The 15,561-nt window shown below is 50.7% G+C and carries 7 protein-coding genes; 5 read left to right on the plus strand and 2 right to left on the minus strand.

The features are described 5' to 3' along the window. Window positions 1-116: 116 nt before the first annotated feature. A complete protein-coding gene (locus tag MKY99_RS09070; RefSeq protein ID WP_339269987.1) occupies window positions 117-947 on the minus strand; it encodes a hypothetical protein in 831 nt (276 codons plus the stop codon). A gap of 535 nt (window positions 948-1,482) precedes the next feature. Here MKY99_RS09070 and MKY99_RS09075 point away from each other — a divergent pair. Both MKY99_RS09075 and MKY99_RS09080 read left to right on the plus strand, forming a co-directional pair. Further along, a complete protein-coding gene (locus MKY99_RS09075) occupies window positions 1,483-5,793 on the plus strand; it encodes a discoidin domain-containing protein (RefSeq protein ID WP_339269989.1) in 4,311 nt (1,436 codons plus the stop codon). 47 nt (window positions 5,794-5,840) lie between these two features. Further along, window positions 5,841-9,956 carry a DUF4855 domain-containing protein gene (locus tag MKY99_RS09080; RefSeq protein ID WP_339269991.1) on the plus strand — a complete coding sequence of 1,372 codons (4,116 nt, stop codon included), beginning with the start codon at window positions 5,841-5,843 and terminating at the stop codon, window positions 9,954-9,956. A 32-nt stretch (window positions 9,957-9,988) separates the two neighbouring features. On the opposite strand, the gene MKY99_RS09085 is transcribed toward MKY99_RS09080, so the two are convergent. Further along, window positions 9,989-10,447, minus strand: a complete 459-nt coding sequence (locus MKY99_RS09085; protein ID WP_339269992.1) for a hypothetical protein — start codon at window positions 10,445-10,447, stop codon at window positions 9,989-9,991. A gap of 314 nt (window positions 10,448-10,761) precedes the next feature. On the opposite strand from MKY99_RS09085, the gene MKY99_RS09090 reads away from it, so the two are divergent. The 3 genes from MKY99_RS09090 to MKY99_RS09100 all read left to right on the plus strand — a co-directional run bounded on the left by MKY99_RS09090 (window position 10,762) and on the right by MKY99_RS09100 (window position 15,561). Next, the gene (locus tag MKY99_RS09090; protein WP_339269994.1) at window positions 10,762-12,543 is read left to right on the plus strand and encodes a sensor histidine kinase; all 1,782 of its coding nucleotides are present in this window, start codon (window positions 10,762-10,764) and stop codon (window positions 12,541-12,543) included. Window positions 12,544-12,579: 36 nt separating this feature from the next. After that, window positions 12,580-14,124, plus strand: coding sequence for a helix-turn-helix domain-containing protein (locus MKY99_RS09095; RefSeq protein WP_339269996.1), 1,545 nt, complete (start codon window positions 12,580-12,582; stop codon window positions 14,122-14,124). A gap of 105 nt (window positions 14,125-14,229) precedes the next feature. Then, window positions 14,230-15,561: an extracellular solute-binding protein gene (locus MKY99_RS09100; protein WP_076283303.1), complete on the plus strand. Its 1,332-nt coding sequence runs from the start codon at window positions 14,230-14,232 to the stop codon at window positions 15,559-15,561.

The raw sequence follows: 15,561 nt of genomic DNA on the forward strand, positions 1-15,561 counted from the left end.
CTTGTTGTTCGCTTTCTGTTAGGACGTATTCCCTCGTGCATGTGTAATAAATAGAAACACTGATAAGTCATTCCCCCCCAAACATAGAAATGGATGCGATATCCAGTTCCTGTTTATTACCCTCCAAAAGTCGAAAGCAAACTAGGCCAAACCTGCATTCTGGCGCCGCATGAAGGACAATTCATTTCCCCGGCCAAATACGGCAATTGGTTCAAAAAAGAGGAATCGCCCAGCTGATCGGCTCGCTCCGCCAGTATTTGATGTTCCGCTTCAACGAATGCCTCAACGGGAGTAACCTCATGTGCGGCCTGAAGGGGTTCGAATACCGGATCTTCCGCGAATGCTTGTATACGACCGCCTTCTCCGCTCGGCCACAAGTAAGCCTCTTGATTACATGCTCCGCAAACGGCCACATATTCGTCGCCAGCCGTAAAATTCAGAAACATGTTTGCCACGCTCTGGGATTCCCGATAAGCCGCGTCGGCAATGAGAACATATCTTTTTTCGGTATCGCTGCTTATTTCTTGTTTGGCGTAGGCCAACATCTCTGCAACAAGCGAAGCAAGCTCCGCTATCGCTTTTAAGTAAGATTGGTACATCTTCGCGCAAACCTCGTTTCCCGCTTCAGCAGCGAGTTCGTTCCAATCCGAGGGATACGGCTCAGATCTTGTTTTGTCATGACACGACTCGATAATCCCGCAAGTGATGTAGATTTCATGGCGCACTTCCATATTTTTTGATGCGAGAGCAAGTTTGGCCAGATAAGGTACTGCCGCGTAAGTGACGGTATAGATCGTATTTTGGTGATATAAGTGCTCCTGGAATAGCTCGTCGAAAACTTCTTTATCGAAATCAAGCATCAGACGCTCCAACAGTTCAGGTACCATTTCGCCCGACTCGTAAGGACCGGTTAGCTTGCCCCACAGTTCGCTGTTTAATTGTAACAAGAGGAATCACTCCCATTCCTATTCAAGTGGATACATTTTCTATATTATCCTATAAGATCGGCGGGTCCTGAATAGGGCAACGGATATACTCCCCCTCGAGAATAGGGCTTAAAGCCTAGGACGATTCCCCTTAATTCCACATCAAATGCCAAGATTTGTTCATGGGTCTAGTCGTTTTAGACTCCCGTGACGGGTAGACGGAGAATGTGCAGGGCGTAGCGTATCCCCCTAGGCTCTATTTCCATAACATGAAGAAAAGCCAATTCTACTGAAATGGCTTTTTTTCTTTTTCACTACTCTTCGAAAGGATCACGATTTTGTACTATTAATTAGCATGAGATATGACAGAAATGTTGGCATGCTTGATTCACCTTAGAAGGCCGAATGTCCACATTTGTATATGTATTGTAAAGACAAGTATATCGATGAAACGAATGCCCCTACTTATAATAAAATTGCTGCAGCAGTTGAGCATGGAGGGTCATGCGATAAGCTGGAGTAAAATTCGAGCTAATAAACAACGGGGGGGATCTTAGTGCGTTTACGGTATAGGAATATTTTTTTAGTGTTCTTTGTTACCGCTTTCATTTTAGTTGCCGTTTCATCGGAGAAGTCCGACGCCGCAACAGGTAATCTGGCTTTAGGAAAGACGGCTTATTCGTCGTCGAACGAAGTAGACTTTTTCGGGCCTGAGAAAGCGGTCGACGGTGGCAATCGGGATGCAAGCCGCTGGTCTTCGGAAAGAACGGATGACCAGTGGTTCTACGTTGATCTGGGCGAGCCTGTAGAAATTGGAAGAGTAATCATCAACTGGCAGACTCCGGCGGAACAATATCAAGTTCTCGTGTCTGACGATGCGGTAACCTGGAGGAACGTATTCGCGGACAACCGCGTGCTCGTCGCCCGCGGATCAGTCGAGGATACGATCGATTTTGAGCCGACACTGGCGCAATACGTTAAGTTCCAAGGAGTAACGCGACGTCCAATTGAGGGTATCTATTACGGATACTCCTTCTGGGAATTCGAGGTATACAAGGGCAAACCGCTGTTGCCGCCTATGATGGATGCGGTCAAAAACAGCATCGTCGTCTCCGAGGGAGACACTCAGCTGAACCTGCCCGCTGTACCGGATGGTTATACGCTGACACTGGTGAACACGGACAGCTTGCCGGTGATCGACGAGCAGGGCAATATTCATGCGCCGCTTGTGGATACTCAGGTTCAGCTGCTGCTGCAAATCGAGAGCGACAGCGATCCGACATATCTGTTAGCGGATAATGCGCTAGTCACCGTACCCGGTCTCTACGAGCAGACGAGCGATCGGAACCCGGAGCCGCGAGTCATTCCTTCTTTGCGTGAGTGGCTGGGCACAACCGGCGAGTTCCGCTTGACGGATAAATCCAATATCGTCATTCGCGCGGAGGATGAAGCGGCTCTGAAGGGGACGGCCAATATTTTGCGGAAGGACTTGCTTGATTTAACGAAGCTTCCGCTGACGGTTACGGTTGGTTCACCTCAAGAGGGGGACATCTATTTGGTGCTGGATGCCGCGCAAACGGGATTGGGGACAGAGGGCTATGAGCTGAATATCGGCGAATATACTTCCGTCGCTGCCTCCGATCAGACGGGCGTCATGTTCGGCACAAAAACGATCCTTCAACTGCTTGGCCACGATGCCGATCATAAGACGATGCCCAAGGGGCAATCGCGCGATTATCCGAAATACGCGGATCGAGGCTTCATGCTCGATGTGGGCCGCAAGTTTTATACGATCGAATTTTTGCGGGATTATGTGAAGTTGATGTCCTACTATAAGATGAACCGGTTCCAGATTCATCTGAACGATGATGTCGGCGATGTCGGTTACTTCCGTCTGGAGAGCGAGAAATTCCCGGGAGTGACGAGCAAGGACGGCTTCTATACGAAGCAGCAATTCAGAGACCTGCAGCTGCTTGGGATGGAATACGGCGTAAACGTCGTGCCGGAAATCGATACACCGGGCCATTCCGGCGCGTTCATCGCTTACGACCCTAGGTTGGGCAGCAACAATCAGCTGGATATCAATCGTCCGGAGACGCTCGACTTCATTAAAGAACTCTTTGACGAGTATCTCGACGGCAGCAATCCGACCTTCGTCGGCCCGGACGTGCACGTCGGCACGGATGAATATTTCGGCGACGACAAGGAGGCGTTCCGCAGGTACGCGGATATGCTCCTTAACCACATTAACAGCAAAGGCAAGCGCGCTCGTCTGTGGGGCAGTCTGTCCGCATATGACGGCACGACGCCAGTCAGCAACAATGCGACGATGGACATCTGGTATGAGCCGTACGGAAGTGTCTTGCAGGCCATTAAGCTTGGCTACGACGTTGTCAATACCAACACGAACTTGCTCTATATCGTTCCGCAACTGTACCGCAGCTATTTGAATTACGATTTTATTTACAATGAGTGGGAGCCTAACGATTGGCTGGAGACGAAGCTTCCTTATGGGCACCCGCAGGTAAAAGGCGGCATGTTCGCGCTCTGGAACGACGTGTCTGTAGAGAAGGGCGTCTCCATGGCGGACTCGCATCAGCGTATCTTGCCTTCCATGCAAGTGTTGGCGGAGAAGCTGTGGAGAGGCAACCGTGTCGACCGGAACTTTGCAAGCTTCCAGGCGGATGCCGCAAAGTACGTGGACCCGCCGGGTGTTCATCAGTCGCACAAGCTTCAAGTCGACAATGAGCGCAATATCGTTCTCGATTATACTTTCGACGAGGGCTTCGCGGATCGTTCGGGCAACGGCTTTGACGGCAACGCGGTGAATGCAGGCACGGAGAAGGGAATCTTCGGGCAAGCAGTAAGGCTCAAAGGCGGAGCCAGCTACGTGGAAACGCCGCTTCGCACGCTCGGTTTCGGATGGACGATGTCCATGTGGATCAAACCGGACGCTGACAACCCGCAAGGAGCTGTGCTGCTGGAATCTCCGGATGGACAGCTGAGATATAACATCGGGGCCAGTGGCAAACTGGCCATCACGAAAGAAAACTACGTCAGCGAATTCAATTATAAGCTGCCGACCGACCGCTGGACCCATGTCATTATGATCGGCGACGACACGGGGACCTCCATCTTCATTAACGGCAGTGAGTATACGGCTACTCTAAAAGACGGCTCCAAGTTGGAAACGTTCGTATTGCCAGTAGCCAAAATAGGCAGTGAAACGAATGCTTTTAAAGGCTTGATGGACGAACTCATCGTAAGGAACACCTACGTGGACCTGCATGGAAATCTGGCTTTGCATAAGCAAGCCGAATCCTCGCTGCCGGAATCCTCGTCCTACACGGCGGACAAAGCGGTGGACGGCAGAGGGGACACCAGATGGTCCAGCAATTGGGTGGACGATACCTGGTTCATGGTGGATCTGGGTGAAGTGAAGAACATTGATGCTGTATCTATTTTGTGGCAAACGGCTTACGGTTCGAAGTACCGCATTCTCGTGTCCGAGGACAAGGAGAACTGGACGAATGTCGTGAAAGACAACAACGGCGAGATTAACGGCAAGCCGGGACGCGTCGTGACTACCTTCCAAAGCACGCCAGCCAGATACGTGAAGTTCGAAGGCGTATCCAGAGCTACCATGTTCGGCTATTCCTTTGAGGAATTTGAAGTGTACGGCGAGGAATATAAGCTCGGCAATATACGGCCGATTATCGACCTGTTGACGGCTATCGAGGCCTACAAGCTCGTGGAGGACAATTATTCTCCTGAGGGCTGGGCACAGCTTCAACAGGCGATGGTACAAGCGACTGCGGCGATTCAAACCGCCCAGCTGACTCGTCCTGAGGCCGAGCAGGCGTATGCCGGGCTGAGCGTTGCGCGCGATCGTCTAACGATCGAAGACGTAATGGGTCTGATCGAGCTTAATGTGAATGAAAGCATTGCCGCGAATCTCTATCTACCGCAGAAAGGACAGCTCGGCACGCGTATCGTCTGGAGCAGCTCGAAGCCCGACTATCTGAATGCCAATGGACAATTGTTGCAACGTCCGTCAGGCAGCGACATGGAGGTCGTGCTGACCGCGACGATCAGCAAGGGAGATGCATCCGCGAAAAAAACGTTCAAGATCAAAATCAAAGCGTTGCCTAGCTCTGGTGGCGGAGGATGGGTTCCGACTCCAATAACTCCAGATCCGGAAGAAGGCCAAAACGGCGGTTCGAATCCGGGAGGCGGAGATCCAGGCAATGGCAATGAGAACGGCAACGGCAATGGCAATGGCGGGGAGTCTGGCGGATCGACAACGGTTCGACTGAACGATATTGCGAGCCATTGGGCAAAAGCGTCCATCAAACGGGCCGTTGAGCTTGGATTCGTAGCGGGCTATACCGACGAGACGTTCAAGCCGAATAAGACGGTCAGCAGGGACGAATTCGTCGTCATGTTGGTCAAAGCGTTGAAGCTGCAAGGTACGAACAGTTCGCTGGACTTCGCGGACGCAGTCTCAATTCAAGCTTGGGCGAATCCTTATATTGCGCAAGCCTTGGAATCCGGCCTGATCAGCGGCTATGCGGATGGGACCTTCCGTCCGAAGGCTTCGATTAGCCGAGCAGAACTGGCAGCGATGATTGTTCGCAGCTTGGGCCTGAAGACTTCGGAAGGGCATGAGCTCTCTTATGCGGACGCGGATCAAATCCCGGATTGGGCGAAGCCGTATGTGGCAGCAGCCCAGGAGGCGGGAGTAATGAACGGTCGCGGGGACAACCGGTTTGCCCCGGCCGCCTCGTCGACGCGTGCTGAAGCTGTGGTCGTCATTCTGAACATGCTCGATGCGCTTGCAGAATTGCAAGCGCAGGAGCAGAACTAATTATGTATAGAAAGAGAGCGTGAGCTTAAGTGAAAACTAGACGAAGTTTGACTGCTTTGCTGCTTGTCCCGGTCATGCTGTTCTCGTTGATATCCTCCGTGTATGCGGAGGAGCCGGGCGGAGAGAGTGCCAGCTTTTATAATTTGGTTCAAGGAAAAACGTACACATGGTTGGATCAGCCGGAGGACGCTTTCCCGGATGACGGGACGAAGCTGACGGACGGCAATGCCGTAGACACATCCCGTGACAGCGGCAACTGGGTGGGCCAACGCTACAAGAAATCCCGTTCGGTTGTGTTTGATCTAGGCGAGCAAAAAACGATCAAGGACGTGAGCGCGCGTTTCTTGCAAGATTGGCCGAACAACGAAACGCTTGTACCGCTCACCGTTTCATTCTACGCGTCTGACGATGGGGTGAACTGGGGCGTATTGTCTCATAATGCGACTAAATTGTTATGGGGCGATCAGACCAACACCGAGACGTATAAATGGGACGGCAGCCCAGAGACCGGAGTCGTCAAGCGTGGCGATTATACCGAAGGATTGGTTTACGCTCAGTATGTGAAAGTGGTGTTCTCCGTGCATCCGAGGGCGTGGACTATGATCGACGAGGTGACGATAACCGGCGCGGACGGCTTGATCGACGGAGCCCAGCCAGTGCAGCCCGAACCTTATGGTCTCCAGCAACCTGGGGAGGCTACTGGCGGAATTGAAAATTTGGGCTTGCTGTATAACGGGCATTACCCGGATGGTACAGGAACCTGGACGAAGGAACGGGTTATCCCTAATATCAGCTATGTGAACAAGCAGGGAGAGCCTGTCGATTGGCTGTTCGACGGCGTGCTGTATCTGGGTTTGACGTCGGAAAACGGCAGAGGCTTCGGCGCGGTTGAAGCGGCCGGCAAAGCCAGAAGAGTGGAATGGGAATGGTATTTGAATAAAACGTTTAACACCGGCGGCGATATGAGCGCGCTGAACGAGGCGACGGCCGAGGTAGGCGCGAAGCTTGGCGAGCCTGACCGTAAGACGAAGGTTGTTATGATGATACCCGATCCGGGCGAATATCAGTCCGATTTTGGCAGCATTAACGATGAAAATCTGGACTTCAACCTAAGTGTGGTCGGTAATGACGTATCGCTGAACAACCGGGCCAAAGCGATTCAGTGGTGGACCGATGAAGTGCAAGCAAGATGGGCAGCTGCGGGCTACTCGAATCTGGAGCTCGTCGGCATGTATTGGCTGGAGGAACAAATAAGCACGCATTCGACTGGCCCGGAGATGGTCAAGAAAGCGAGCGACATCGTTCATAACGCAGACCTGAAGATGTTCTGGATCCCTCATTCTTTGGCTTATAAGAAATTCATGTGGAAGGATGTCGGCATCGATGCCGTATCTCTGCAGCCGAACTATTTCTTCGAGAAAATGGAGTTCTCGCGTCTGGAAGATACAGCGGATATGGCGAAACGGTACGGCATGTCGCTGGAGCTGGAGTTCGATGACCGGATGATCAATGACGCCGTCTTCCGCGAGCGGTTCATCGATTACTTGAACAGCGGCGTGGATACAGGGCTAATGCAGAAAGGGTATAGAGCGTATTATCAAGGCAACAACGCCATTTTCAGCGCGGCGAAAAGCGAGGATCCTGCTATCCGCGTCCTCTACGATTGGCTGTACCAATTCGTGAAGGGCACTTATCAGAAGCAAGACGCCGCTGCGCCTGATGTTGTAGCGCTCATGAACGGGGAGCCGATCTCGGAGCATACGATTGTGCCTGATACGACACAGGCCGCCTTCACCTGGGCCATTCCGGGAGATGATGACAGCGGTATCGTCAAAGTAACGGCCAAGTATGACGGCAAACCTTATACGCAAGGAACTATAGTAGATCTGACGGGCAAGCCGGGCAAGCATGTGCTGGAGCTGACGGTGGCGGCTGCCAAATCCAAGACGGTTAAGTTCGTAATAGAAGCTCGTTTGGGCGCTGAAGGTCTATTGGCTCTTGTTGATAAATACGCAGACAACAAGCAGCTTAGCAATGCCGATACGGTACGCGCTATGCGCAACGCTCTGATTATGATGGAGCGTACGCAAGAGAGCGATCCTGAGGAAGCCATAGGCTATTTGCTGGCATTCAATGCGAAGCTGGAAGGGGCTAAAGGCCTTGAATTTGTAACGGAAGGCGCTTATACGGCCCTGAAGGAAGGCGTGTATTACGAGATTGGCAGCATCGCACAAGACAAAGAAGCAGAGGCATCCTCGACGGAAGCCGCAGGTCTAGAGCCTTCTAAGGCGCTGGATGGCGCACCGGGTACGCGCTGGGCGAGCCAAGTGCGCGATACGGCTTGGTTCCAGATCGATCTGGACAGCAAGCAAACCTTCGATACGGTCCGCATCGATTGGGAATATGCGCGCGCGGACCAATACCGTCTGAGCGTCTCGGATGATAAGCAGACGTGGGAGCCCTTGAAAGTCGGCAACAATGGCGTGGTTAAAGCGTCCGACGGCAAGAATACGCTGGTATTCCCGGCAACGACGGCGAGATACATCAAGTTTGAGGGACTGAATCGGGCTACGTTCTACGGTTATTCCTTCTATGAATTCGGCGTGTACAATCTTTCCCAGCGGCAAGAGCTGAAGACATTGGACGGCATACAAGCCACCGTGGACGCCTCCACGAAGAAAGTTACGATCAATGGGTTAGTCATGAACGGCAAGAAAGAACATTTGTATGTCAAAGTGCTTGACCCAAAAGGCAACATTCAATATACCGGCCAGACGGGCACTGAGGATGACGGAAGCTTCCGCATCGCCTTTACGTTGACCGGAGAAGAGCAAGGACTGTATACGGTCGAGCTTGAAACGGATGACATGACGACTCCAGCGCAGGCCGCCTTCGAATATCGCAAGCCGCCTTCCACTGGCGGAGGCAATGGGGGCAGCATTGGAGGCGGTTCGGCGCAAGATCCGTATACGTTGCAAACGTACGATTCAGTCAAAGCCGTGCTTGTCCCGACATTGAAAGGCAATCAGGCTGTGGCTTCGGTCGGAGTAGCAGATCTGAATGCCGCGATTCTCAAGGCAACAGCCGACAGCAACGGCAACAAGCATATTCGTCTTGAATTGAAGCTGTCGAACGCGGCTGTCAGCTATGCTTTGGAGCTTCCCGCAGCTAATCTGACGAACCAGTCTAATCTGATTCTGCATATCTCCACGCCGTATGCCCAGCTTGCTTTGACTGGCGACATGCTGGCTGGAGTCAAGGAGAATGCCGGAAAGCTGCTCGTTATCGTAAGCGACCATGCAGGCGAGTATCGCGGCAACGAAGCGGCTGGCCGGATCGGCAACAGGCCAATCGTTGAAGTTGCATTGCAACTGGACGGTGAAGCTCTGTCTTGGAACAATGCGAAGGCACCGATTTCCATTGCGATTCCGTATTCGCTTCAAGCGGGCGAGCAAGTTGCTGATCTGCAAGCTTTCGAGCTGACGGGCGACAGCGCGGCGGCAATTGATGGCACGTCTTATGACAAAGACAAGGGCGTACTGCGATTCTCCATCGACCAAGTCGGCGTCTATGCTGTCGGCGGCAAGAAACCAGTTGCGTTCACTGACCTTGGCAAGCATGAATGGGCGCGCGAGGCGATAGAGAAGCTGGCCGAAAGAGGCATCGTCAAAGGGACTTCGATCGAAAATGGCACTTTCAGCCCCGCAAATCAAGTAACGCGAGCTGATTTTATCCTTATGCTGGTGAACATGCTTGACCTGCGCGCCGAGATTACCTCGACGTTCACCGATGTGAAACCGAATGATTATTACTACGATGCGGTGTCCATCGTCAAGCAATTGGGAATCGTTTCGGGAGTGAACGAAGTTAACTTTGCTCCTCGTGACTCAATCAGCCGCCAGGACGCTATGGTTATGCTAACCCGAGCGCTTCAAACGACGGGGGCAATCAAGCCGTCCGCATCCGGTTCAACACTTGAGGGCTTCCGTGATGCGAGCCAGATTGCGCCATATGCTGCGGACAGCGTGGCAACTCTGTTCGAGCATGGGCTGGTTACGGGCTCGGGCGGCTATATGAAGCCGAAGAGTACGACCAGCAGAGCGGAAGCGGCGACGTTCTTGTATCGCGTTCTTCAATTAATCGAGGGGCAGCAGCAGGAGTAGACGCGGGAACAATTGATTAAAGCACATTCCGATTAGTGCGGCAACGCGACCGGAATGTGCTTTTTCGACGATACAGAATAAAACTTCCTGAATGGACGGATGAAGCCGGTAAGCCGTCCTGCACTTCCGCGATGAACTGCGGGCGCGTGATGGCGCCTCCGCCCCCCCACGTAAGCCGCCCCGGCGCGCATGGCCGACGCCGCTTCCTCGGGTGTCCTGATGCGCCTTCCGCGACGAACGGTAACGCACAGCGATTCGCTCATCCACCGGACGAGTTCCAGGTCGGGGCCTTCGGACCGAGGGTCATGCGGCGTATAGCCGGATAACGTCGTCCCGATGAAATCCATAGAATGGATTGCATGTTGTTTTTTTGGAAAATTTTTGATTGCCTCGGGGTGTCTTTGGTAGTGAAACCAACAACGGCGGGAGAGCGCATCGCTGGCAGCGATGAGGTCAGGGATTCGATCCCCCTTGGCTCCACCAAACATCATATGGACTCTAATGCAAGCGAGCCGTGTGGAAACACGACTGCCGGTGCAATAGCCGCTTTTCGAAGGATCAAACAGGAAATAGAGCGTATTCCTTTGCGAGAGGGCGGTCTATTTTTTTGTGCTGAGGTAAGATCCGGTGCTCTCTCCCGGTACATCGACAACCTCAAGACCAGGCAATGCTTCATCAAGTCAACAATAGACTCTAGTCGGGACGAGCGACTTAGGTTAATATGAAAGCGCAAACATGTTTTCTGGAAGTCTTGAAAGCTACAATTTAGCAACAGAGCATAAAGGTAATCTGAACGGAGGATAAGATGGAAAACTGGTTGGGTAAATCGTTAAAGCAGAAGCTGAGCTTGTTGATTATTATTTCGGTATTGGTACCGGTGTTGTCTCTGGGACTGTTCTCCTATTATATTGCTGAAAGCTTAACGGAAGAGAAAGCGAAAAGTTCAGGCATGAACACGCTTAGGCAAATTGGGGCCTATTTGGAAAATATGGTGAGCGATGTTGAGAATCTATCACTATTCCTCATCGGCCACCCTGATGTCCAAAGCTATTTGAAAACACCGGAACACGATTTACTAAAGCAAACCTCGATCGTTAATTTACTTACAACATTATCGATTTCCAAACCATATATCGCTAATGTCATGATCGAATCGAATGAAGATAATAAGCCGTCGGTTTCCTTCAGATCCGTACTCGAATCAGAATGGGCCGATATTCAGAGCGAATATCCCAGTTATTATGAGAAATATCCTAAATGGTGGTCTCCGGTACATCACTTCGTTACATCGGACGGCAAAGAGGATGTCATTACGATGTCGCGGCCGATTCGCAGCACATCAAAATATTACGATATCGGCATGCTTAAAATTAGCTTGACGCAATCGGTTATCTCTAGCCATTTAAAGCAAGCTGGACTAGAGGGTGAAGGCGTCGCCCTGCTGTTGGACGAACAAAATCGGATATTGGCAGGGCCGGAAGGGTATTCGACTAACAAGAACTTGAACGATTATTTTCCCGGAATAGTTGAATTCAAGGGTAAGTCGGGCTCGTTCGATTACCGAGAAGCGGAGGAGCGGAGTACAGTATTATACTATCAGATGCCGAATGTTAACTGGAGACTCGTAGGTATCATTCCGGCAAAAGCTTACAGAGCGCAGAACCAGTATTTTTTAACGTTAACTGCAATTGCAGTCAGCATTTCCATGCTTTTTGTCATCGCTTTTGTACTTGTACTTATTCAAAAGGTGACGAAACCGTTGTCTGCATTAACGAAGTTTCTTAGGAATTCCAGCCCAGACGAGCCGCTGCCGACGTTGCCCGTCACATCGATCGATGAGGTTGGACAGCTGATTATTAGCTATAATCGGATGAGCTCGCGAATTATTAATCTAACCGATGAGGTGAAGCTGAGCGAAGCGTTGAAGAAGGAAGCGGATATGTCGGCACTTCAAGCGCAGATCAATCCACATTTTCTATATAATACGTTATCGTCAGTCCACTGGATGGCGCTAATGAAGGGAGACGAAAAAATCGCGGATATGGTCGGCTCATTGAGTGATTTTCTTCGGTTCAGCTTAAATAAAGGACAGGAATATTGTGCAATCAGCCAAGAAATTTTGCATGTAGATCATTATGTGAAGATCCAGTCCATTCGATATCCGGATAAATTTGATTACGAGGCGAATATTCCGGCGGAGCTGCTCGATATGAGAATGCTGAAGCTGCTGCTCCAGCCGCTAATTGAAAATGCGATGATTCATGGCATTTTGAAAAGAGAGGGTAAAGGAAGCATTATCGTTAAAGCAATGTCAGCGGGAGAGCAAATAACCTTTATTGTTCAGGATGACGGTGTAGGCATGAGCAGGGAAAGATTGGAGCTGTTGAGGGAGAAGGTAAGCGCAAACTTGGGCATTGATCCGCTGAAGAATAATGACTCGGCAGGCAGCAGCTACGGATTGCGCAACGTGCATAATCGGCTGCAGCTTCATTATGGGCATGAAGCCGGTTTGCGGATCGAAAGCGTAGAAGGAAGCGGCACTAAAGTTAGTTTTACGATTATACCGATCCAATCAGAAATCAAATAGGCTACAACCTTTGTGGGAAGGAAGGAGAATGTGCATATGAAGCTTTTAATTGTAGATGACGAAGTCATTATTAGGACCGGCCTTAGCACGGTTATTAAATGGGAAGAGAATGGCATTGAGCTGCTCGCGCCGGCTGCTTCCGCAGAGGAAGCGCTGATGCGCATTCCGATAGAGTGTCCTGACATCATTCTAACCGATATTCGGATGACGGGAATGACGGGATTGGAATTGTCTCGCGAGGTTAAGCGGAATTTTCCTTACATTGAAATTGTTATATTGTCTGGATTCGATGATTTCGCATATGCACAGCAAGCGATGCGGGAAGGAATAAGTGATTATTTGCTTAAAAATAGCCGTCCTGGCGATATTATGACTGCGGTTATGCGCGTGAAGCAGCGTATCGTCAATAGACGGGAGGCTGATCATCAAGGCGCCATCCATCAAACGGCATACCGTTGGAAGCAACTGGATCGGTTTCTTCGCGGGGACAATCTCCTGACGGAGCGTGAAAGTGAGGAGCTGTTGATCTATTATCCTGAGCTGAGGCTCGGATCGGATATGGAGAAGCTAGAGCTATGGCTAGTGACATCTGCATATCCACTGACAATGAAGAAGGAGACGGAAAGTGAAATGAATGAGGCGGCTGCGATGATTAGGGATTCACTTGGCTGTGTCATTCTGGATTGGGACTATGGATGGCTGCTTATTTTCCGCAGGGGGCAGCCGGGCGCGAAGCGATTGGTTAAGGCGTCGATGGAGCGGGCGGAGCGCGTTTATAGCCAGCCTTTTTTTGCAGCATGCGGTGTATGGGCCAGCAATTTGGCAGAACTTAGGGAGTCACTTCGCACCGCCGAACATACTGCCTCGTACCGCTGGTTGGCAGAGGAAGCAAGAATGCTGGCCTATGAGGATATTAAAGACCGGAAAGGAATGCGGACCGTTTGTACGGAAGAAGTGGAGAGTAAGCTAACCGCCGTTCTGAGAAGCGGGAGCCGAGAGGTCGTACAACAGTGGATTAAAGGTGAACTGGAGTGCATTAGACAGGATACGGAAGCGACGCCTTGTTCCGTTCAAGCGTATTTGCATTCCTTGATTGTTGGGGGGTACCGCTGGCTAGAGCGTGCAGCAGCATCCGTTGGTCAATCGATGCCAAAGCTTCCACAGCTTGAACAGCTGGACATAAAGCTGCTTACTGCGAATCCAGAAGAAACTTTGCAGCAGATGCTGCTTGCAATCCATGCGCAGTATGAACGATTAAATGGCAGCCGGAATGAAGCCATTGATCGAACTGTAGCCTATATCCGCGAGCATCTTGCAGACAGCTTGTCTTTGGCGCAGGTAGCGGCATGCGTACATATGAATCCGAACTATTTTAGCAAGCTGTTTAAACAGGAAACAGGTAAGAACTATATTGAGTACGTAACTGAGGCGAGAATGGAATGGGCTAGCCGTTTGTTGAAGGAAACGCCAGCGAAGGTAAGTGAGATCGCTAAGCGGGTAGGTTACGAGGATATGAAGCATTTTAACCAGCTGTTTAAGCGTTACAGTGGCGAAACCCCTTCGCAATATCGTTCAAAATGAATAGACGAAGGTGAAAATATCCCCCGTATGGGCTTAACTTTCCCCCCTACGACTTCTCGTCTGTCTTATCTATACTAGGGTTATCACTAAAGGGGGAATATTTGAATGAAGAAGAGACTTGCGTTTGTAACGACAATTATCTTGATGATTGCCCTTTTGGCAACCGCTTGCAACAATAGCGGAAAAAAAGAGCAGAGCAATGGAGACAACAAAAGCTCTGAAGAAAAAACGAAAATTTCAATATGGCATAACTTCGCGGGTGACGACCTTCGTGCCAAAGCGGTTAGAGACCTGATCGACAAGTATAAAGAGGAGCATCCAGACGTTGAGGTAGACGCGCAAGCGATCCCGGTTGACGGTTATCGTCAACGCCTAAGCACGGTGGCTGCGGCAAATGAAATGCCAGACGTATTTTTCGTATATGCGGGCAGCCAATCCCAAGAGTTCTATGATGCCGGTAAGCTTCAACCGATTACAGAGCTGATGGATAAATACCCAGAATGGAAGAACAGTTTCTTGGCAGGTGCATTCGACCGCTATGAGTTTGAAAAAGGACAAATTTTCACAGCGCCGCTCGGTATGTCAGCAACTTCGTTCATGTATTATAACAAAGATCTTTTCGAGAAGCATAGTGTAAAAGTGCCGACGACTTGGGAAGAGATGATGACTGCAATTAAAACGTTCAACGACAACGGCATTACGCCGATTGCCCTCGGCAATAAAGCACCATGGGTTGCACAATCGACGATTATCGGTTCGTTGGCTGACCGCGTGACGGGCACGGAATGGTTCTTGAAAGCTGCAGCTCAAGATGGAGCGTCTTTTACAGATCCTGTGTTCATTGACGCTTTGGGCAAGTACAAAGAGCTCGTTGACAATAAAGCGTTTCAAGATGGCGCAAACAGCATCGACAACACGCAAGCAGAGCAATACTTCATTCAAGGCAAGGCAGCTATGATGATTAACGGCGCATGGTCACTTACGAATCTTGCAGCATCTGCAACTCCTGAGCAGTTGGCACCTATCGAAGTCACAACAATGCCTGGCATAGAAGGTGGAGCAGGCAAACCGAATACGATTTCCGGTGGAGCAGGCGCAGGCTTCGCGCTTAACAAAAATACAAAAGGCGCACAGAAGCAGGCAGCGCTTGATCTGATCTACGCAGTAAGCGGACCGGATGGCCAAAAGGCGATCGCAGAAAGCAACTCAATGGTTATGTACAAAGTAGAACTGGATAAGTCGAAAGTAAGCCCGCTTTACTTCAAAGCTTATGAATTGGCTGTGAATTCTGAAATTACGCCGGTATATGACGCCTATTTATCTGCTGAAGCAGGCGAAGTGATCAACAACGGTCTTCAAGAGCTTATGATGGGCGGTAAGCCGGAGGATGTAGCTAAAAAACTGCAGGATGCGCAAGCGCGTTCGACTAAAAAGTAA

The organism is Paenibacillus sp. FSL R5-0470 (assembly GCF_037975205.1).
Taxonomy (GTDB): Bacteria; Bacillota; Bacilli; order Paenibacillales; family Paenibacillaceae; genus Paenibacillus_AQ.